The organism is Pseudomaricurvus alkylphenolicus, from assembly GCF_011683955.1.
In the GTDB taxonomy this organism is placed as follows: Bacteria; Pseudomonadota; Gammaproteobacteria; order Pseudomonadales; family Cellvibrionaceae; genus Pseudomaricurvus; species Pseudomaricurvus alkylphenolicus.
Map to the genome: position 1 here is coordinate 524,815 of NZ_JAAQPI010000002.1, position 21,227 is coordinate 546,041.

Below are 21,227 nucleotides of genomic sequence, written 5' to 3' on the forward strand. Positions count from 1 at the left end.
AAACCAGTCTGACAGCCGCCCGGCGCAAACGCCGGGCGGTATTAATGCTCAGCCGTTGAGCTGGTGAGCGATATTGTCGAGGTCGTCCGACGACTCAAGAATATTATCTACCGTTTGCTGGGCCTTTTCGGGGTCCAAATGCAGCTGGTGATAGACCTCCAGAGGGATCTCCAGCTGAGGCCCCTGGCCAATACCCCGCTGTTGCAGCAGCCGCTGAGCTACGAACAGTAGCTTGGCATACTCTCCGTACTCCATGTCGCACTGTGCATTACTCTGCTGGCGCAGGGCTACAACCACCTCTTCAGGCATATTCCAGAGTCGCATCAACCAGCTGGACAACTGCTCGCGGGTAACCCCCAATACATGCTGCTCAATCAAGTGAGCCGGCACCTGTGTGTTGGCCTCCATATAGCGACATATGGTGCTGAAATGAGGCGGGAACACCTCAGCCAATACCAGCCAACCAAAGTTGTGCAGCAGACCTGACAGATAGGCCATACCAAAACCCGGACGGTTTTCCCGCGGAATGGCGGTGACCAAACCTTCAACGGTAGCCGCCGTGTACACCGCCTGTTGCCAGTAGGGGGTGGCGCCTGCCGGCCCGTCTTTGGGCATGCTCATGGTTTTACCAAGCGCCAGACCCAAAGCCAGGTTCAGCACCATGTCAAAACCCAGCACGCGCACTATGGCATCGTGGATGGATTTGATTTTTCCCGGCGCTGAGTAATAGGGAGATGCCGCCCAGCTCACCACCTGGGCCGCGAGACTGGGGTCAGTTTCCACAATATTAGCCAGATCACTGATATCGGCGTTGGGATCGACCCGCAGTTTGATAATACGCTGTGCCGTTTCCGGCAGTGGGGGGAGTTCGAGAGTCTCCTCCAGTCGCTGCTTGATACGCAGGGTGGTAAAGTTCTTGACCGCGTCGAGGATGTCTTCCTCGTCGCTTCCGGAGGCTTGAAAGTTGGCTTCCAGTTGCGGCAAGGGAATACAGACATCAGCCACCTTGGCACCGGCAACCATGGTGGCGAAATCTGCTTTGGCCACCTCAATCAGATCACCGGCACCGGAATCCAGCAATACGGTTTCCTGTTCCATCAAGCGGCTGTCGACCAGGGTTTCCATCCCCGCCAGCTTCGGCAGTGCCGGAACACTGGCCAGCTGATGTTTATCAAAAAAACCGCGCAGCTCCAGACGGGTAGTGGGCCGAAGAGTGCGCCCCATTTGCTGGTTCGCCAGGTCGATATCTAGCATGCAGTTAGCGGGCGTGACGACCTGTACACGTCCCTGGCCATCCTGCATGATCAGAGACTTCGCCGCCCCGGCTATTCTCATGCGCTGCTCATGGAGCAGACTTTCATGGCTTTCATCTGCCGCAGAAACGGAATAGTCAACATTCTGTTTCTCCAGCAGCTGTTTAACACTGGCCGGAACTGGCAAAACTTTTCTCCTCTAAAGCGCCTTCCAAGTGAAGGGGCGTCAGACCACCTGTCAGCTTGAAATGATCATCCTAAATGGCTCACTAACACACGGCCGGCCCTTCGTTAAAAGGCGACACAGCATACTACTTCGTATCGCTTTCAAGTGTAGCTAATCGTACTGACCCTACCGAGTCACAGCGGACATTAATATCACACACTGGCATAGTTTTCACTATCGCCTAACCATCGCAGAATCAAGGCATCTACTACATCCGAATGACTTGTTAGGATGTACGACGCCACTTCTTTTATTCGCGGCAACAAGTGTCCATCCCGCTGCAGATCGGCCAGCCTAAATTGGACTTCTCCGGTTTGGCGCGTGCCCAGCACCTCACCCGGTCCCCGCAGTTGAAGGTCTTTCTCGGCAATGACAAAACCATCACTGGTTTCACGCATGGCCGTCAAGCGTTCACGCCCCTGGTTCGAAAGCGGAGCACCATGCAGCAACACACAGTGACTCTCTGCGCTGCCACGACCCACCCGCCCTCGCAGCTGATGCAGCTGAGCCAAACCCAACCTCTCGGGATTCTCGATAATCATCAGACTGGCATTGGGCACATCCACCCCGACCTCGATCACCGTGGTCGCAACCAAAAGTTGCAGTTCACCGGTTTTGAACGCTCGCATTTGCTGGTCTTTTTCAGCTGCTTTCATGCGCCCATGCACCAGACCGATACCCACATCGGGTAACAGGTTTCGCAGGGCATCAGTGACGGCTTCTGCCGCCTGAGCCTCCAGCACCTCGGATTCTTCAATCAGCGTACAGACCCAATAGGCTTGCCGGCCCTCCTGACAGGCGGCATGGACGCGCTCAATCACCTGTTGCCGGCGCTCCTGGCTAATGGCAACAGTTTTCACCGGTGTACGCCCCGGTGGCAACTCGTTGATCACAGAGCAATCCAAATCGGCATACACGCTCATCGCCAGGGTGCGGGGAATGGGCGTGGCCGTCATGATCAACTGATGAGAACGGCCACCGTCGCTGGCTTTGTTACGCAACGCCAGGCGCTGATCAACACCAAATCGGTGTTGCTCATCGATAATGGTCAGCCCCAGATGAGAAAAGCGCACCTCCTCCTGAAACAGGGCATGGGTGCCTACCACTACCTGCACCTCGCCGGATTCGATGGCTGTCAATTGTTCACGACGCTCGGTGGCTTTTTGTTTTCCACTCAACCAGCCAACAGAGATTCCAAGAGGTTCCAACCAGCGGGTAAAACTGGCCCGATGTTGCTCCGCCAGTATCTCGGTCGGGGCCATAATCGCCGCCTGCATACCATTGCCCACGGCTTGTATTGCAGCCAGGGCGGCCACTACTGTCTTGCCGGACCCGACATCGCCCTGCACCAGTCTGAGCATAGGCACGGGTCGCGACAGATCGGCACTGATTTCGGCACTGACTCTGGCCTGGGCACCCGTCAATGAAAAACCGAGCTGTTGCAGAAAGCGGCGCTGCAGATCCGGTACCGGTGCCAATGCCGTTGCACCTGCCGCTTGAATCCGCTGGCGAATTCTTAACATGCTGAGATGGTGCGCCAGCAGCTCCTCAAATGCCAGACGTTGCTGAAACGGGTGCGTACCTTCGAGTAGCTTGTCGATAGGCGCTTCCTTCGGCGGATGGTGCAGATACTCCAGGGCTTCGCGCAGGGGATAGGGCTGCCTGCGCCAGGCATCGTCGGGAATCAGCTCCTGCAGGGAGTAGTCATCGATCAGCGCCAGAGCTTGCTCCGTGAGGCTGCGCAGGCGTTGTTGGGTAACTCCATCGGTGGCTGGGTAGACCGGTGTTAACCGGGCCTCAAGGGCTATCGGCTGGTCAGCGTCAAGATAATCGTATTCCGGATGGTAGAGCTCAAGCCCCGAAGCCCCACGCCGGCTTTCACCGAAGCAACGCAGTTTGACCCCCGGTTGCAGACGCTTTTTTTGAGCGCCGGAAAAGTGAAAAAATCGCAAGGTAATGGTGCCGGTACCATCCTGCAGGCGACACATCAGGCTGCGACGCTTGCCGTACACCACATCGCAGGCTTTGATTTCTCCCTCAATAACCACATTGGCCAGGGGCGCAACCGCACCAATCGGAGTAACCCGGGTGCGATCCATGTATCGTAGAGGGAGGTGGAACAACAGATCCTGCACGGTGTGGATCTGCAAGCGACCGAGCTTTTGTGCCAGTTGCTTACCGACGCCCTTAAGTGCCGTCACCTCCACCTGGGACAGACAAGGCCGCTGCTGCCGGGCTGAACCGCCCGACTTAAGCCCGCTGTTCATCAGTGATTGATCTGGCACTGGTTAATCGCCTGACGCAACACGTCAATGGCCTTGTGGCGGGGGAAGCTGGCACGCCATGCCAGTGCAACTGTACGTTGTGGAGAAGGGTCCGCGAATGGTCGGGTCACCAGAACATTGGGGGCATAAAGCGGGGCTACCGCCGCAGACATAGGTAAAATGGTGATACCCAGGCCTGAGGCAACCATATGCTTGAGTGTATCCAGCGAACTGCCCTCTGCAGCGGTACGGGTGTGCGTTTGGCTGTGGTTTTCAAGGCTGGGCTGCAGGTTGGGGACAGCTTCCAGCACCTGGTCTCGAAAACAGTGACCGTCACCCAGCAACAGCACGTCATGGCCGTCGAGATCTTCCGGTGCAATAGCTCTTTGGCTGGCGAGGGGATGACTGCGTTCCATCAGCACCACAAAGGGTTCGTCGTAGAGCGGCTGGGTGACAACGTCAGGTTCGGTAAACGGCAAGGCCACAAGAATGGCATCGAGCTCACCTTTGCGCAGCCGCTGACGCAAAGTGGCGGTGTATCCTTCCTCCACATAGAGGGACATGCTGGGAGCCAGTTCCTGCAATTGGGGGATAAAGTGCGGAAACAGAAACGGTCCGATCGTAAATATCGCCCCCACATTCAGTGGGCTGCTCAATTGATCCTTACCCGCACTCGCCATTTCTTTGATAGCGGCGGTCTGTTCAAGCACCTGCTGGGCCTGTGCAATAATCTGCTCACCCAGGGGTGTGGACTGAACCCGGCTTTTGGAGCGCTCAAACAGGGCAACCCCCAATTCGTCTTCGAGCTTTTTTACCGCGATGCTCAATGTCGGCTGCGAAACAAAACAGCGTTCGGCAGCACGGCCAAAATGCTGTTCCTGAGCCAAGGTCACAATGTATCGAAGTTCTGTTAGTGTCATTGGGGAAATCCATGCCAGTGAATGACATCCTTATTGTGGCACAGAGCTTTCATTGACGAGAACTATTAGATAGCAAGTAATTGATAAGTTTGTCGGATTAGAGAGGTAAATCTTTGAAATCGTCACCATCGCCATTAATCAGCCCCGTTGCCATTCTGGGTTGCGGAGATCTGGGCCTGAGGTTGGCCAGGCTGCTCGATGTTGAGCGCTATGCGATCACTGGAATTCGGCGCTCAATCCCTGCTTCACTGCTAAACCAAAGACCGCAGAATCTGCTGATAAACCAGGCTGACATCTGTGATCCCGGGCAGCTGCTCGATGCCATACCCGAAGAAGTGCAAGTGGTGGTGGTTACAATGACACCCTCTGAACGCAGTGATGAAGGTTATCGACAGGCTTATGTGGAGAGTCTGCAGAATCTGCTGGAGCTCTGGAAACACCGGCAAGCCCCTCGATTACTGTTGTATGTATCCAGCACCCGGGTTTATCCACAGGACCAGGGGCAATGGGTGGATGAACACAGCAAAACCGGAGCTGGCGGCTATGCCGCCCGTCGACTGCTTGAGGCAGAATCCCTGGCTGCCAGCATGCCCTGTCAGTCCGTCATAGTACGCTTTTCCGGTATCTACGGCCCTGGCAGGGAACGCACACTGCGCCTGGTCGAGTCTCAATTGCGTGAGCAGGGTGGACGCACAGCTACGAACTCGACAGCTTACAGCAATCGGATTCACGCCGACGACTGCGCACGTGTGTTGGCGCACCTGATCGAGAGTCATCGAGCGGGATGCACGCTGGACAATCTGTACCTGGCCAGTGATATGGAGCCTACCCCAACCCATGAGGTACACCAATGGATCGGCCGTCAAATGCAGCCTGAGGGTGTGAACACAACTCAGCCAACATCAGATCAAGTCACCGGAAAGCGCTGTCGGAACCAGCGGCTGCTCGACAGTGGATTCCGATTCTCGTATCCCAGCTATAGAGAAGGGTATCAACAAGTTATCGAGCAACGAAAGGCAGCCCATCAGTCATGACAGAGCAGCACTTCTATAAAGTCGCATTGTTGAATTCCATCCACGATATTTCTGCATCAGATTGGGACGAGCTTTGGCCCGACAATAGTCCTTTCCACAGGCATGGGTTTTTCGCCGCACTGGAAGACAGCGGCTGTACCAGCCAAGAAAGTGGCTGGAAACCCCAGCATCTGTTGTTGCGACGGGGTGATAAGGTGGTAGCTGCCATGCCACTGTATTTGAAGTTTCACTCCTATGGTGAGTATGTGTTCGACTGGGCCTGGGCGGACGCCTACCGCCGCAACGGTTTGGACTATTACCCCAAGTTGCTGAGTGCCATTCCCTTTACGCCGGCCACGGGTGCCCGTATTGGTATCGCCAATCACGTTGATGCCTCCGAGGTCTATCAGCACATTAGCGAATTCCTCAATCACCATTGTCAGGAGCAGGGGATCAGCAGCTGGCACTGTCTGTTTCACCGGGAGGAAGATCGTCCCTTTTGGAATGATCAGGTGACCCTGGAACGTCGCGGTTGCCAATTTCATTGGGTTAACCGTGGCTATGCCGACTTTGCGGACTTCCTCGGTCACTTTAATTCCCGCAAACGCAAGGCCGTTCGTCGCGAGCGCCAGCAGGTCCGTGATTACCATATTCAGTTGGATCGACTGGTGGGCAAAGCCATCACCAAAGAGGACTGGGACCAGTTCTATTTGCACTACCACACCACCTATCTCAAGCGCAGCGGCGGTACTGGTTATCTCAACCGGGAATTCTTTCAGGCCCTGGCTGCCAATCTGGGGGAACAAGTGCTTATGGTCACCGCCGCATTAAAGGGGGAAAGAATCGCCAGCGCTCTGTGCCTGTTTGACGAGAACAGCCTTTACGGCCGCTACTGGGGTTGTTTGGAAGAGGTGCCCGGCCTGCACTTTGAGGCCTGCTATTACCAGGGCATCGAGTTTGCCATAGAGAAGGGTCTCTGCCGCTTTGATCCCGGCGCCCAGGGCGAACACAAAATTCAGCGGGGCTTTGAACCGACGCTGACCTGGTCTCAGCATTGGATCGCCGACCCCAGATTCTCTGCCGCCATCGAGGATTTTCTACACAGAGAGACCCCCGGCATTAACGACTACCGGGAAGACTGTGCCAGCTATCTGCCATTTCGTCAGTCGGACTGACGGTGGAACACCAATATCCGATTGTTGGCCGGCATGGCAATGTCTTGTTGAACCGCCAGCCCCAGGCCCGAGGCTGTGTCACGTACTGCCTCAAAGTCGCGGATGGCGCTATCGGGGGATTGCTGTAACAGCCACTGGTCAAAGCGGGCGTTGCTGGGACTGGTGTACTGACCGTTGTAGTTAAACGGGCCATAGATAATCAGAAGACCACCCTCAACCAATACACTGGCGGCACCGCGCAGCAAATCAGGCACTCGCTCCCAGGCCATGATATGCAGCGTATTGGCGGTAAAGATGGCATCGAAAGGGCCTGCGGGCCACTGCGGTTGAGACACATCCAGCACCAGTGGCGGCAGTAGATTGTTGCCCGGGTAATCCCGCAGCCAACTCAGAATGCCAGGATGATTGTAGGGCAGGTCACTGGTTTGCCAGGTGACATGGGACAGAGCTTGCGCGAAAAATACAGCGTGCTGCCCAGTGCCGCTGCCAACCTCCAGAACCCTGGCGTTGGTAGCTCGGGGCAACAGCGATTGCAGTACCTGTAGAATCGGTTGCTTGTTGTTTTCACAGGCCTGGGAAAAGGGTTTGTCCATAATTGTGGCTGTCAAACTGAAAGGGCGAGTGTCGAATCAACGGATTTTGGCAATAAATTTCGAAAGCGCTTCAAACTTATCCGGATCGTTATCCACAAATCGAACCGTCACCTTGATAATCTGGGTATCCACCTTACTCTCGCCGGCGGCAATAGAGCTGAGATAGCCATTAACCCGAGCTACCTGACCATCACCGGTCTCAATATCCACCACCGCCTGATCAAACAGAGTCGGCAGGGTATCGCTCCGTTGCATCAGCCCGCTCAAGGCCTGTAGTGACATATCCCGCACGACACAGGCGCAGGTGCCATTGGGAAAACGCAATTGAGCCGTGGTTTTGGCCGATTTTCGAGGCTTGGGGGCTGCCTTGGGTTCGGGCTTGGCTGCGGCTTTGGGGTTGGTGAGAGCCTGAACACTGTCGCTGCTTGCGGCGCCGCCAGCCCTCTGGCCATTGCTCTTCTGTGGTTTACTCTCTTGCCCACCGGTGAGCACGTCAACGGAAGCAAAAGCAACGCGATCGCCACTGCTGGCCAGCTTGATGGCATCCTTGGGTGATTTGCCGATCTTCGCCAGTTGCTTTACGGTCTTTTTCACCAACTCGTCTGAGGTGAAGGGCTTGGTGATAAAGTCAGAAACGCCGGATTGTACTGCCTTGACCACATGGTCACGATCGCCTCGGCTGGTGACCATGATAAAAGGTGTGTCTTTATAAGCCTCTTGCTCACGCACCCAGCGCAGCAGCTCTTCGCCGCTCATACCGGGCATTTCCCAGTCGCTGAGAATCACATCCACACGCTGCTTTTTCAGCTGTGCAATCGCTCTGTGACCATCATTGGCGTCATAGATTTCGGAGCCGGGGATACGGTCTCGCAGCTGTTTTTTGACCATGTCGCGGATAAAGCTTGCGTCATCCACAACCAGGAATCGGATTGCCATAGGGTTACTCTATTGTTTCTCCCAAGAGTAACCCAACTTTAGCCGGAAGCGTTAGCTTTCCAATTGGCGTGTAAATACCCACTCTTTCTCCGAGGACATAGCCTCGTTGTAGCTGTAGCCTTCGCTGTCAAAGCCCTTCAGGTCTTCGACCTGGGTGATGCGGTTGCGAATGGCATAGGAGCACATCAGGCCGCGCGCTTTCTTGGCATAGAAGCTGATGATTTTGTATTTATCACCTTTCCAGTCCTTGAAAACGGGAGTAATCACCTGGGCGTTCAGGGATTTGGGTTTCACCGATTTAAAGTACTCGTTGGAGGCCAAGTTCACCAGAACTTCAGACTTTAGAGTCTTTAGCTGGCGGTTCAGGGCCTCAGTGATACGGTCATCCCAAAAACTGTAGAGGTCTTTTCCTCTCTGGTTGGCAAACCTGGTACCCATTTCCAGGCGATAAGGTTGCATCAAGTCCAAGGGACGAAGCAAACCGTAGAGTCCCGAGAGGATACGCAGATGCTTTTGGGCGAATTTGAAATCGTCGGCTTTGAAGCTGGTGGCTTCGAGCCCGGAGTACACATCGCCATTAAAGGCCAGTACCGCCTGCTTGGCATTATCCCTATCAAACGGGGTCTGCCACTCCTGAAAACGATCATAATTAAGAACGCCAAGTTTATCGCTGATACTCATCAGCGAAGAGATCTCCTGGGGCGCAAGATCACGTAATTCATTAATCAGCAGCTGGGCATCGTCCAACAATTCTGGCTGGGTGTGCTGCTTGGTCTTGCTCGGAGTATCGTAGTCCAGGTTTTTGGCGGGTGAAATGACCAGAAGCATAGGTTGGTTTCCGTTGTGCGAGGAAGTTCATCGGGGCTCTGGGATTCAGAGCGGTTAAGATCACTCGGGGTTAATTGTTGACCCTGGGCTGTCGCCGGGCTCAGAGTCGCAACAGTCATGTTTGCCCAGCAATTCGGGCTATTCCGGCTTGAGAATGTCCTGCCACCAATTGAGAGGGGTCGTGCCATCGGCCGGGTCGTATACATTGCCATACACCCAAGCCACATCATCACTTACCGCCCTGTTGAGAATTTCTTCAATTTGTTGAAACCCACAACTGACATGGATGCTGTAAACCAGCATACGGGGTGTTTCAATGTCCAGCTCACCGCCCAGTTTTTCCAGCGGCGGAGTCAATCGATCAGCCAGTTCTCCGCTGTCGCCACGGCAGAATACGCGAATCGACAAATTGCCACTGCGTTTGAGCAGCGTAAATTCCTGGCTGCCTTTCTCCAGCTTGATCACATCCCCACTGGCGATGCCTTTGATAAAGGCCGGTGACTTGACCAGCTGACAGCTGTTGTCTTCCTGGATAATCACCTGCAGACGCTCGGCCACGGGCTTACCGTCGGGGCCAATTCCGGCAAAGAGCTCAATTACCTGCAATGCGTTGGACATAAGTTTCCGCTTCATTGTTAAAATGGTCGCATTATACGCAATTGTTGCAGATATGGAGATTTGTATGGTGAAGATTATCCGCCTGTGTGGATTAATGCTGACTCTGTCGGTGTTAGCCGCCTGTTCAACCAACCCGGTTACCGGAAAGTCGGAATTTAGCGCCATTTCACCCGCACAGGAGCTGGCCATTGGCGCTCGCCAGTACGGCCCCAGTCAACAGAGCCAGGGCGGAATCTATACCTTGGATCCGGAGCTGAGCCGCTATGTCACCGAAGTGGGCCAAAAGCTTGCGGCCGTCAGTCATCAACCCGATCTTCCCTATGAGTTTGTGGTTCTCAATAACGATGTGCCCAATGCCTGGGCACTGCCTGGCGGCAAGATCGCCATCAATCGCGGGCTCATGGTTCATCTTGAGGATGAAGCCCAACTGGCAGCGGTTCTGGGACATGAAATCGTTCACGCCGCTGCCCGTCACAGTGCTCAACAAATGACCCAGAGCATGCTGATCGGCATCGGCGGGCAGTTGGCCGTGGCCGCCGGGCGCAATAGTGGCTACGGCGATCTGGTGGGTACCGGCGTACAGTTGGGTTCGGCTTTGTACCAGGCCAGCTACGGACGCGATCAGGAGCTTCAGGCTGACGATTACGGCATGCTGTATATGGCTCGTGCTGGTTATGAACCGGAAGCGGCGGTGGAGTTGCAACAGACCTTTGTCCGGCTTGCCGAAGGGCGTCAGAGCAACTGGCTGGAAGGCTTGTTTGCCAGTCACCCGCCATCGCAGCAACGTGTGGATGCCAACCGTGTCAAGGCCTCAAAACTGACCCCGGGCGAACGCCATCGCCAGCGCTACCAGCGAGCCATGGCAACGGTGACGCGCAATCAACCTGCCTATGAATTACACCAGAAGGCCCAAAAGGCCGCTTCAGAAAAGAACTTTGATGCGGCGCAACAGCTGCTGCAACAAGCCATAGACAAGCAGCCCCGGGAGCCCCTGTTCTACGCGACTGCCGGCCAGCTGGAGCTTCATAACAAACGCTATGATAAGGCGATTAAGCACTTTAAACGCGCCCATGAACTCTACCCAGAGTACTTCTTACCCTTGCTGGGCCGTGGTGTAGCAACCAAAGCCTTGGGTTTTGTTGATCGCGCCGAACAGGATTTGATCATGAGCAGCAAAATGCTGCCAACTCAGGCCGCGGCTTTTTATCTGGGGGAAATCAAATTGGAACAGGGAGACAAGAACTCCGCTGTCGTGTATTTCAGGCAATCTGCTCAGGGCGGGGGGGAACTGGGTAAGCGTTCCCAGGAATATCTGCAGCAGTTGGCACCAGCTGCCACACAGCAACAATGACAATGAAAGGGGCGGTTATTCCGCCCTATCTCTTCTCTATTGATAAAAGCGGCCTTTAGTAGGACCGGCACACAAAAGAGCCCAGCTCTTCTTTGCGGCGTTTGCATTCCTTGCGCAGGTTTTCACAGGCCTGGGCCTTGCCCGGCGCAGTGGGTTTACGGTCCAGACACTCACCATAACGCTGCGCCAGTTCGTAGTCGTCCATGTTGCGAATGGCTGAGTCATTGCCGCAGGCAACCAGGCCGACACTCAGCAGAATTAGGAACCATTTAGTCATGTATAACCCGTAATTATAAGAATGATTGCTTTATAGCTGTGACACTCCAAGACGCAGGGAATTATACGACGGGAATTGGCACTTCCCAAGTCTTGTCTGGGAATCATGGCAATCTAGTACTGCCAGGGGAGAACAAAGGTTGAATAACCCTAAGGCGATCAGGGTGAAAATGGACCCGCTGATTGGCGGGGCGCAGTTTTGACCGCGCCCCAAGTCCATCATTTATCTTTCAGCTGTCGCTTCATTTCCTTGACGCTGATATGGCGAACATCCAGCCCTTTCACCAGATAGATCACGTGCTCCGCGATATTGCGAGCGTGGTCGCCAATACGCTCCAGGGAGCGCAGCGCCCAGATAATGTTCATCACACGAGAGATAGAACGTGGATCTTCCATCATATAGGTGGCGAGTTCACGCATGGCTGTTTTGTATTCCTGATCCACGCGTTTGTCTTCCTGGGCAACTTTGACGGCGGTGTCCACATCAAAGCGGGCAAAAGCATCGAGAGTGGTAATCACCATTTGATGTACGATGGAACCAATGTGGCGCAGCTCCACATAACCCCGCGGCGCCTCACCATCTTCATTGAGATGGATAGACATCTTGGCGATCTTTTGAGCTTCATCACCCATTCGCTCCAGATCCCGGGTAATCTTTGCTACCGCCAATACCATACGCAGGTCTGAGGCGGCGGGTTGGCGGCGAGCCAGAACCGTGGTGCAAGCTTCATCGAGCTTCATTTCGCGCTCGTCCACTTCCTCTTCAACCACGATAACCTGCTCGGCCAATTCGCCGTCGGCGGTGGTAATCGCTTTTACTGCATTGATGGTCTGTTGCTCGACCACACCACCCATTTCCAGCAACTGGGTTTTCAGCTCTTCCAGATCGGCGTTGAACTGCTGGGAAATATGCTGATCAAGGTTGAGTTTGTCCATGGCGTCTTTCTCCTGTTAACCAAAGCGACCGGTGATATAGGCTTCTGTCAAATCGTGATCGGGGTTGGTGAATACCTTTTCAGTATCGTTCACTTCGATCAGTTTGCCCAAATGGAAGTAGGCAGTACGATTGGATACACGGGCAGCCTGCTGCATGGAGTGGGTCACAATAGCAATGGTGAAATTCTCGCTCAGCTCGGCAATCAGTTCTTCGATTTTCGCCGTGGCAATGGGATCGAGTGCGGAACAGGGTTCGTCCATGAGGATCACTTCAGGGCTGACAGCAATGGTACGGGCAATGCACAGACGCTGCTGCTGACCACCGGACAAGCCGGTTCCCGGAGCCTGCAAACGATCCTTCACTTCCTCCCAAAGACCGGCTTTTTGCAGGCTGGTCTCAACGATTTCGTCAAGTTCAGAGCGGCGGCTCACCAGTCCATGAACACGAGGGCCGTACGCAACATTGTCGTAAATGGATTTGGGGAAAGGGTTGGGCTTCTGGAATACCATGCCCACCCGCGCGCGCAGAGGCACAACATCCAACTTCGGATCATAGATGTCCTGGCCTTCCAACTGCAGACTGCCGTCAACCCGACAGATGTCGATGGTGTCGTTCATACGGTTCAGGCAACGCAGAAACGTGGATTTACCGCAACCGGAAGGCCCGATCATCGCAACCACTTCATGTTTGCCGATGTCCAGGCCTACGTTAAAGATGGCTTGCTTGTCACCGTAGAAAACGTTGACATCGCGCATGCTCATTTTGGCATTGTCGACAAAGGGCAGCCCCACTGTCTCAATGGATTCAACGTCCTTAATTACGGATTCACCCGTCACTTCAATTTCCCGGTTTTCAGTTATGTCTGTTTTCTTCTCGGCTATGGCTTCCACTGTATCACCTCTCGGCCGTTAATTCGTCTCTTGATTCTGGGCGGTTGCATTACCAGCCCTACTTACCAGCGTCTTTCGAGGCGCTTGCGCAACCACACCGCCAGGGCGTTCATGGTAATCAGAAATGCCAGCAGCACCATGATTGCAGCGGAAGTCCGCTCAACAAACGCTCGCTCCGGGCTGTCCGACCACAGAAAAATCTGCACCGGCAGCACGGTAGCCGGGTCGGCAATGCCGCCCGGTACATCCACAATAAAGGCCACCATACCAATCATCAGCAATGGTGCAGTTTCACCCAGTGCCTGGGCCATGCCGATAATCGCCCCGGTCAGCATGCCGGGCATGGCCAGCGGCAATACGTGGTGCAAAATCACCTGCATCTTGGAGGCACCGATACCCAGAGCAGCTTCGCGAATAGAAGGAGGCACCGCTTTGATGGCGGCGCGACTGGAGATAATGATGGTCGGCAGGGTCATCAGCGTCAGTACAAATCCACCCACCAGCGGAATCGAGCGTGGCATCTCAAAGAAGTTAATAAAAATGGCCAAGCCCAACAGACCAAAGATAATAGAAGGCACGGCAGCCAGATTGTTGATGTTCACCTCAATAAACTCAGTGAACTTGTTCTTCTTGGCGTACTCTTCCAGATAAACCGCGGCCGCAACACCAATCGGGAAGGATAGAGCCAGCGTCACCAACAGAGTCAACAGCGAACCAACAATGGCGCCGCGAATACCTGCCTGTTCCGGCTCGCGGGAATCACCCGCGTTAAAGAAGGTGGTATTAAAGCGCTTTTCGATGGCACCGTCGGCGATCAGAGCTTCGATCCAACCGATCTGCTGCTCGCTCATGCGACCGGTATAAGCGCCACTGCCGTCGGCGGCCCGGCTTTTATAATAGGTATCGATGTCATCGTCGGCATGCACCCAGACATCAATTTTTTGTCCGATCAGGCTGGGATCGGCTTCCACCATCTGACGCACCTCGAAGCCGGCGCCATTACTGACAGTGCCGTAGAGCTTGCGTTTGGTGCGACGACCGGAGACTTCCGGGAAGCGCTCTCTCAACGCAGCCTTGAGGACGCCCTGATAATTGGCTCCGGCCAGTTGGTTCGGATCGTTGATGTCACTGATGTCCAGGGCTTCTGCGCTCAGGTCCACGTTCAACTTGACGTAGGTCTGCAGAAAAGCACTGTGCCCCTTACCGATAATGTCGGTAAACAGGAACACTAGGCAAAGTACGCCAAATGCAATGGAGGCCAAGCCATAAAAACGAAAGCGTTTTTCCGCTCGATAGCGTTTGGCCAGGTTTTTGTTGACCAGGTCGATGGTGTTGGGCTTTTGGCCCGAGGTTTCAGTAGTCATGATCTGTTCCTGGTCCTTATTCATACTGCTCTCGATACTTCTTCACCACATGCAGCGCGAAGTAGTTCAGCGCCAGGGTAACCACAAACAACATCAGGCCCAGCGCGAAGGCTGCCAGAGTCTTGGGGCTGTCGAATTCCTGGTCTCCCACCAGCAGGGTCACAATTTGAACCGTGACCGTGGTCACCGATTCCAGTGGGTTGGCCGTCAGGTTTGCTGCCAGTCCGGCGGCCATCACCACAATCATGGTTTCGCCGATCGCCCGGGAGGCCGCCAGCAAGACACCGCCAACGATGCCGGGTAAGGCGGCGGGAATCACAACTTGTTTGATAGTCTCGGACTGGGTGGCCCCGAGCCCGAAAGAGCCGTCACGCAGAGACTGAGGAACGGCATTGATCACGTCATCAGACAGTGAAGAAACAAACGGGATAATCATCACGCCCATAACCAGGCCTGCAGCCAGGGCACTCTCTGATGAAATGGCCATTTGCAGACCGAGAAACTCAAACGTCCAGGCGCCGCTGTCTCTGATAAATGGAGCCACGGTCAGTGCCGCAAAGAATCCGTATACAACCGTAGGAATACCGGCAAGGACTTCCAGTAGAGGCTTAACCATCGAGCGAACCCGGGCACTGGCATACTCTGACAGGTAGATCGCTGCCATCAGTCCGGTGGGTACGGCGACTATCAGTGCTATTACGGAGATCAGCATGGTTCCGGCAAACAGTGGAATGGCACCGAACGCCCCGGAGCTGCCGACCTGGTCGGCACGGATAGCCATTTGTGGGCTCCAGTGCAGCCCAAACAGGAAATCAAAGACCGGAACGGATTGGAAAAAACGCAATGATTCGAAGATGACCGAAAAGACAATACCAACCGTGGTAAAGATGGCGATCATGGAGCACGCCAGCAAAATCAACTTGAATGCTGTTTCAACCTGCAAGCGGGCTTTTTGCGCCGGGTTAATGCGAATCCAGGCAAAAATGGCCAGCAGCATACCGCAGGTGACAGCGGCAACCGTCATAGCCATCTGGCTGGTCGTGCGCAAACGATTCAGGGTGTCGGCCGCAGCTGCCATATAGGGTGCCGGCTCGCTGCCGACCATATTGCCTTCGGCAATGTTATTGATGGTGTTTAACACCAGCCCCAATTCTGCTGCAGGCAGAGAACGAATATCATCTGGAAGTTGCTGGATCAACAGCTGGTCAATAATTGTGGCATCAAACATCAACCAGGCGCCCACCAATACCAGACTCGGAATACCACACCACAGAGCGGTAAGCATTCCATAGTAGAAGGGCAGTGAATTGAGGTTGGCATAACCGCGACCACTGGTGTCCGCCAGGGCAATGGAGCGCCCTCGACCCAGTACGTAGGCCACCGCGATCAGAATCATCAGCGTGGCGAGTAACGTGGATGTATCCATAAATATTCCAGGGTTAAGTAATTCACATTTGGCGTAGCAGATGCCTTTGAGAAAGCCGGCCTGGGCTGCTTTTTCAAAGAATTCTAACTTGCGCTCTGTTAAACAATTGAGACCGCTACTATGCGGGTGCGCTATTTTCTACGAATTGAACCTGTTTGACGATTAACTTTTGAATATTCTCAATCCCTTTCACCAAAATAGCCTGACCGGGTCCGAACCCAGCCAGGCTATTGGAAAACCCTGTCTTAAAATCTGGTATTACATGGCCAGATTTTTCAAGGTTTTCACATCAGACGCAACTTTGGCACGCTCTGGAGTGCCCAGAGGGATCATACCTTTCTCGCTCAGGTAACCTTCTTCACCGAACGCCTTTTCACTGGTGAATTCAGCCAGATACTCCTTCATGCCAGGAATGGTACCTACGTGGTCCTTCTTGACGTAGAAATACAGCGGACGGGAAACAGGGTAGGAACCCTCGGCGATTGACTCGAAAGTAGGATTCTTGCCATCTACCATAGAACCCTGAATCTTGTCGGCATTCTGGTCCAGGAACGAGAAACCGAAGATGCCCAAAGCTTTCTTGTTGGCATTCAGCTTTTGAACGATCAGGTTGTCGTTCTCACCGGCTTCGATGTAAGGACCGTCTTCACGAACAGTACGACAGATCTTCTTGTACTGCTTCTTGTCCTTCTTCTTCATCGCTTTGATCCAGTCAAACTTCTTACAACCACCTTCCAGAGCCAGCTCCTGGAATGCATCGCGAGTACCGGAAGTCGGAGGTGGGCCCAGAACCTCAATCTTGGTGTTGGGGAGAGCCGGGTTTACGTCTTTCCAGGTCTTGTAAGGGTTGTCTACCAAGGTCTCGGAACCGTTGGGGTTGGGAACCTGCTTGGCCAGGGCCAGGAAGATGTCCTTGCGGGTCAGCTTCATTTGCTTGGCCTTGGAAGAGTTGCCGATCACAATGCCGTCATAACCGATCAGAACTTCCACGATGCCCTTAACGCCATTTTCCTGACACATCTTGAACTCAGAAGACTTGATACGACGGGAAGCATTGGTGATGTCCGGGTGGCTGATACCAACGCCCTGGCAAAACAGCTTCATACCACCACCGGATCCAGTGGATTCGATCTTGGGAGTCTTATAGTTGGTGCTCTTACCGAAACGCTCGGCGACAACAGTCGCGAATGGGTAAACGGTTGAAGAACCAACGATGCTAATATAGTCACGCGCTGCAGTGGCAAATTGTGCACTCATAGCGGTAGCCGCTACGGTTGCGATCATCAGTGTTTTTTTCACAGTATCCTCCTGGGAGCTATATTCGGGCTGGTCTTTGTGTAGTCGCCCTAATTCTTACACCGCAGACGATGCTAGGTTTCGACGGTGACAACTATATGAAAGAAATATTACAGAACTGTTACAAACCGGCAGGGGGATGATGCCCATGGATATGCCGGTTGTGGGCCCGGCCAGAGGGGGAAAGTTACGGGCCCGTGAACGGATTCAGGTATACTGCGCCCTCGGATTTTATAACCTAACCATAATAAAGAAAGAGGCTTTCAGAATGTCGTCCAATAAAGGGACCCGGATCGACGCTGTAGTGGGGCTGATCGACGCCTTTTCTGAGTTTACCGGGCGTGTGGTGGCCTGGCTGACTCTGGCAATGATGGCGCTGACCTGCCTGATCGTGCTGTTACGCTACGGCTTTTCGATAGGTTCCATCGCCCTACAGGAGTCTATCGGCTATCTGCATGCCATGGTATTCCTTCTCGGCGCTGCATTTACCCTACAGCGGGATGGTCACGTAAGAGTGGACATCTTTTACCGACGCTTCAATCGGGAGCAACAAGCCTGGGTAAATGCCCTGGGCAGCCTTCTGTTTCTGCTGCCAGTGAGTCTCTTTATTCTTATATATAGCTGGGATTTTGTCGTCAGCGCCTGGCGCATTAAGGAGGGCTCCCCCAACGCGGATGGCATTCCTGCCGTTTATTTGCTTAAGAGCCTGATTCCCCTGGCCGCCATAACGCTTTCGCTGCAGGGTATCGCAGAGGTGTTGCGGGGACTGCTGACCCTCACTCAGCCGCAGCTGGAAGGGGAGGGCGCGTAATGCTGGAAGTGCTGCCCCTGCTGATGTTTCTGCTGGTGTGCATGTGTCTGATGATCGGCTATTCCGTCGCTTTTACACTGGCGGGCACCGCGCTGCTGTGTGCCGGGCTGGGTATTGTTGCCGGTCACTTCGATGCCAGTCTGTTAAAGGCCTTTCCTGACCGCATGTTCGGCACTATGAACAATTACACGCTGATTGCCGTACCGCTGTTCGTGCTGATGGGTGTAATGCTTGAGCGCTCGCAATTGGCGGAACAGTTGCTCAATAATATGGCGAGGCTGTGTGGGCGTCTGCCTGCAGGTATGGGTATTTCGGTGGTTATTGTGGGCATGCTGCTGGCAGCCTGCACGGGAATCGTCGGCGCTACCGTTGTCACCATGGGCCTGATGTCATTACCGGCGATGTTAAAACGGGGATACAGCCCCTCACTGGCCACCGGTACCATCTGCGCCACCGGCACCCTGGGCCAGATTATCCCCCCCTCCATTGCCTTGGTACTGCTTGGGGATATTCTTTCCAGTGCCTATCAACAGGCACAGCTGAAGATGGGCATTTTTAATCCACAGCCGGTGTCAGTAGGGGACCTGTTTGTGGGTGCGATCATTCCAGGTGTTCTACTGGTCGGCCTCTATATCGTTTATCTGCTGTTTACCTCCATTCGAAGCCCGGATATTGCCCCCCGTGGCCAGGACGAAGATCAGCAGGACGATGTCAGCACCGCTGAATTGCTGTCGAGCCTCTTGCCCCCGGTCTTGCTGATTGTATTGGTATTGGGTTCCATCATCAGCGGCGCCGCCACACCTACTGAAGCTGCCGGAGTCGGTGCCCTGGGTGCCACCCTGCTGGCATGGCAAAAAGGTGCACTGAGCCGGGCAATGCTGGCCGACATTGCCCGCTCCACCACTGAAGTCACCGCCATGGTGTTTACCATCCTGATTGGTGCGTCCCTGTTCTCACTGGTGTTCAGAGGATTCGGCGGTGAGGAGATGATTACCGAATTCTTCAACAGCCTGCCCGGTGGCGTCGTCTCCGCCACCTTGATCGTCATGCTGGTGATCTTTTTACTCGGGTTTATTTTGGATTTTATCGAGATCACCTTTGTGGTTGTGCCTATCGTGGGGCCAGTGCTGCTGGCGATGGGTCTCGACCCGGTTTGGCTGGGAATAATGATAGCTCTTAACTTGCAAACCTCGTTTCTGACCCCACCTTTTGGTTTCGCCTTGTTTTATTTACGCGGTGTGGCGCCCGAGTCAGTGGCCACATCGGACATTTATCGTGGCGTGATTCCGTTTATTGTGCTCCAATTGGGGCTTATGTCTGCACTTGCCGTCTGGCCTCAACTGGTCACCTGGCTGCCGGGGCAAATGCACTAGATTTTTCAGAGAACTGCAACAATGACTGATAACTACGACGATTTGGACGAGGAGCCGATTCCCACCGGTGAACTGACCCTGCAAACCCTGGCCATGCCCGCCTATACCAACCCCAATGGGGATATTTTTGGCGGCTGGCTGATGTCGCAGATGGATTTGGCCGGGTCAATCAAGGCCAGCTCAATCGCCTGTGGCCGGGTAACCACCGTTGCAGCTGGCAGCATGGCGTTCCTGCGACCCGTTCCCGTCGGTGCCACCGTCAGCTGCTATGCCGAAGTGCTGGAGACAGGGCGCTCCTCGATTCGAATCCTGGTGGATGTATGGCTCTATTCCGCTGAAACCGGTGAACGCTATAAGGTGACGGAAGGTACCTTCGTCTATGTCGCCATTGACGATAATGGCCGTACCCGCCCGATTGATCGCTGAGGCAGTACCGCCCGCCCCGGAAGCTCCGGGGCTGGGAGTTCAGTCCCTGATCTCGTAATACGCCTGCTCAGATACCTTGTGGTAGGTTTCCACTCCCTGCTGGAAATTACGGTAGGCGTCGTAAACCCGTTTAAAGTCGGGATTTTTGTCCGCCTCCTCCTGGTAAATCTGGTGGGCAATGGTACGTAACTCATCCAGAACCGGTTTGGGGATAGGTCTGACATCAACCTTGTGCTTGTGGATAAGTTCCTGCAGTGCCGTGTTGTTGCGGCCGGTGAACTCATCCAGCATGTCCTGATTAGACATACGGGCTGCAGTTTCCACAATCACCTGCAGATCTTTGGGTAACGCCTCAAGCGCGTCTTTGTTGACAATCAGCTCCAGGGTAGAGCCGGTTTCGTGCCAGCCGGGGTAATAGTAATACTTTGCCACCTGATAAAAGCCAAATGCCAAATCGTTGTATGGGCCAACCCACTCGGTAGCATCAATCACTCCTGTCTGGAGGGCCGTGTAAAGCTCTCCACCGGGAATATTAATGGAGGATCCACCAGCTCGATTCCAAACTTCTCCCCCCAGGCCGGGGATGCGCATTTTTAACCCCTTGATGTCTTCCATGGAGTTGATTTCCCGGTTGAACCAACCCGCCATCTGTATACCGGTATTGCCGGCCGCAAAGGGTACGATATTAAACGGGGCATATACCTCCCTCCACAGCTCCATACCGCCGCCGTAGTATAGCCAACCGTTCATTTCCTGGGCGTTCATGCCAAATGGCACAGACGTAAAGAACTGCGTCGCTGTGTTTTTGCCTTTCCAGTAATAGGCGGCACCGTGACCGGCCTCAACACTGCCTGACGACACTGCATCAAACACCCCGAGTGCCGGCACCAGCTCACCGGCACCATAGACAGAGACCGTCAAACGCCCCTCGCTCATCTCTTCCACCAGGCGGGAGAAGTTGGTGGCGGCTGAGCCCAATCCAGGGAAGTTCTTGGGCCAGGTGGTGACCAGTTTCCAGTGAAAACGCTGCTCGGATTGGATGGATTCTGGTGTCGAACCGGAGAGACTGGCGTTGTTGCCATAACCGGTGTTATTGATCCTGGCAGCTACCAGGAGCCAGAACAAGACCAGAACCAGAGCAACCAAGCCCAGTATAATGGCGGGCTGCAGGCGAGTTGAAGAAGGGTTTTGCATGGAAATTTTCCGCTGTGTCTGTCCTTGTTTATTGTTGTGTGCAACTGCGTTTGAGCG

General features: G+C 54.4%; 20 protein-coding genes. 6 read left to right on the top strand and 14 right to left on the bottom strand.

Annotated features, from left to right (window positions below):
* Positions 1-48: 48 nt before the first annotated feature.
* From HBA55_RS07635 to HBA55_RS07645, 3 genes are all read right to left on the bottom strand, one after another.
* Positions 49-1,440 (bottom strand): HDOD domain-containing protein, encoded by a 1,392-nt coding sequence (locus HBA55_RS07635; protein WP_166989035.1) that lies wholly within the window; start codon positions 1,438-1,440, stop codon positions 49-51.
* 191 nt (positions 1,441-1,631) lie between these two features.
* A complete protein-coding gene (gene recG, locus HBA55_RS07640; protein ID WP_166989545.1) occupies positions 1,632-3,746 on the bottom strand; it encodes an ATP-dependent DNA helicase RecG in 2,115 nt (704 codons plus the stop codon).
* Complete coding sequence (locus tag HBA55_RS07645; protein WP_166989037.1) at positions 3,746-4,663, bottom strand: hydrogen peroxide-inducible genes activator; 918 nt, start codon at positions 4,661-4,663, stop codon at positions 3,746-3,748. The genes recG and HBA55_RS07645 overlap by 1 nt, the downstream gene beginning before the upstream one ends.
* A gap of 113 nt (positions 4,664-4,776) precedes the next feature.
* Here HBA55_RS07645 and HBA55_RS07650 point away from each other — a divergent pair, with 113 nt between their 5' ends.
* A complete protein-coding gene (locus HBA55_RS07650) occupies positions 4,777-5,697 on the top strand; it encodes an NAD-dependent epimerase/dehydratase family protein (protein ID WP_166989040.1) in 921 nt (306 codons plus the stop codon).
* Positions 5,694-6,851, top strand: a complete 1,158-nt coding sequence (locus HBA55_RS07655) for a GNAT family N-acetyltransferase (RefSeq protein ID WP_166989042.1) — start codon at positions 5,694-5,696, stop codon at positions 6,849-6,851. The genes HBA55_RS07650 and HBA55_RS07655 overlap by 4 nt, the downstream gene beginning before the upstream one ends.
* Here the strand turns inward: HBA55_RS07655 and HBA55_RS07660 are convergent.
* The 4 genes from HBA55_RS07660 to HBA55_RS07675 form a co-directional block, all read right to left on the bottom strand.
* A complete protein-coding gene (locus HBA55_RS07660) occupies positions 6,839-7,444 on the bottom strand; it encodes a DUF938 domain-containing protein (protein WP_166989044.1) in 606 nt (201 codons plus the stop codon). The genes HBA55_RS07655 and HBA55_RS07660 overlap by 13 nt on opposite strands.
* A gap of 36 nt (positions 7,445-7,480) precedes the next feature.
* Positions 7,481-8,380 (bottom strand): response regulator, encoded by a 900-nt coding sequence (locus HBA55_RS07665; RefSeq protein ID WP_166989046.1) that lies wholly within the window; start codon positions 8,378-8,380, stop codon positions 7,481-7,483.
* 51 nt (positions 8,381-8,431) lie between these two features.
* Positions 8,432-9,208: a peroxide stress protein YaaA gene (gene yaaA / locus HBA55_RS07670; RefSeq protein WP_166989048.1), complete on the bottom strand. Its 777-nt coding sequence runs from the start codon at positions 9,206-9,208 to the stop codon at positions 8,432-8,434.
* A gap of 138 nt (positions 9,209-9,346) precedes the next feature.
* Positions 9,347-9,826 carry a DUF4265 domain-containing protein gene (locus tag HBA55_RS07675; RefSeq protein ID WP_166989050.1) on the bottom strand — a complete coding sequence of 160 codons (480 nt, stop codon included), beginning with the start codon at positions 9,824-9,826 and terminating at the stop codon, positions 9,347-9,349.
* Positions 9,827-9,890: 64 nt separating this feature from the next.
* Between HBA55_RS07675 and HBA55_RS07680 the strand changes: the two genes are divergently transcribed.
* Complete coding sequence (locus HBA55_RS07680) at positions 9,891-11,177, top strand: M48 family metalloprotease (protein WP_166989052.1); 1,287 nt, start codon at positions 9,891-9,893, stop codon at positions 11,175-11,177.
* A gap of 55 nt (positions 11,178-11,232) precedes the next feature.
* Here HBA55_RS07680 and HBA55_RS07685 read toward each other — a convergent pair whose 3' ends face one another.
* From HBA55_RS07685 to HBA55_RS07710, 6 genes are all read right to left on the bottom strand, one after another.
* On the bottom strand, positions 11,233-11,454 hold the full coding sequence (locus tag HBA55_RS07685; protein ID WP_166989054.1) for a hypothetical protein: 222 nt from the start codon (positions 11,452-11,454) through the stop codon (positions 11,233-11,235).
* A 218-nt stretch (positions 11,455-11,672) separates the two neighbouring features.
* Positions 11,673-12,389: a phosphate signaling complex protein PhoU gene (gene phoU / locus HBA55_RS07690; RefSeq protein ID WP_166989056.1), complete on the bottom strand. Its 717-nt coding sequence runs from the start codon at positions 12,387-12,389 to the stop codon at positions 11,673-11,675.
* A 15-nt stretch (positions 12,390-12,404) separates the two neighbouring features.
* Entirely contained in the window at positions 12,405-13,151 is a 747-nt protein-coding gene (gene pstB, locus HBA55_RS07695) for a phosphate ABC transporter ATP-binding protein PstB (protein WP_206019662.1), read from the bottom strand.
* Positions 13,152-13,342: 191 nt separating this feature from the next.
* Positions 13,343-14,644, bottom strand: coding sequence for a phosphate ABC transporter permease PstA (gene pstA / locus HBA55_RS07700; RefSeq protein WP_166989058.1), 1,302 nt, complete (start codon positions 14,642-14,644; stop codon positions 13,343-13,345).
* Positions 14,645-14,660: 16 nt separating this feature from the next.
* Positions 14,661-16,070: a phosphate ABC transporter permease subunit PstC gene (gene pstC / locus HBA55_RS07705; RefSeq protein ID WP_166989060.1), complete on the bottom strand. Its 1,410-nt coding sequence runs from the start codon at positions 16,068-16,070 to the stop codon at positions 14,661-14,663.
* Positions 16,071-16,328: 258 nt separating this feature from the next.
* A complete protein-coding gene (locus HBA55_RS07710; RefSeq protein WP_166989062.1) occupies positions 16,329-17,369 on the bottom strand; it encodes a substrate-binding domain-containing protein in 1,041 nt (346 codons plus the stop codon).
* A gap of 265 nt (positions 17,370-17,634) precedes the next feature.
* Here HBA55_RS07710 and HBA55_RS07715 point away from each other — a divergent pair, with 265 nt between their 5' ends.
* The 3 genes from HBA55_RS07715 to HBA55_RS07725 are packed head-to-tail and all read left to right on the top strand — an operon-like array spanning position 17,635 to position 19,976.
* Positions 17,635-18,177 carry a TRAP transporter small permease subunit gene (locus HBA55_RS07715; protein ID WP_166989064.1) on the top strand — a complete coding sequence of 181 codons (543 nt, stop codon included), beginning with the start codon at positions 17,635-17,637 and terminating at the stop codon, positions 18,175-18,177.
* Entirely contained in the window at positions 18,177-19,550 is a 1,374-nt protein-coding gene (locus HBA55_RS07720) for a TRAP transporter large permease (protein WP_166989066.1), read from the top strand. The genes HBA55_RS07715 and HBA55_RS07720 overlap by 1 nt, the downstream gene beginning before the upstream one ends.
* A 21-nt stretch (positions 19,551-19,571) precedes the next feature.
* Positions 19,572-19,976 (top strand): acyl-CoA thioesterase, encoded by a 405-nt coding sequence (locus HBA55_RS07725; RefSeq protein WP_166989068.1) that lies wholly within the window; start codon positions 19,572-19,574, stop codon positions 19,974-19,976.
* Between the two features lie 39 nt (positions 19,977-20,015).
* On the opposite strand, the gene HBA55_RS07730 is transcribed toward HBA55_RS07725, so the two are convergent.
* Positions 20,016-21,170: a TRAP transporter substrate-binding protein gene (locus HBA55_RS07730; protein WP_166989070.1), complete on the bottom strand. Its 1,155-nt coding sequence runs from the start codon at positions 21,168-21,170 to the stop codon at positions 20,016-20,018.
* Between the last annotated feature and the right edge of the window lie 57 nt (positions 21,171-21,227).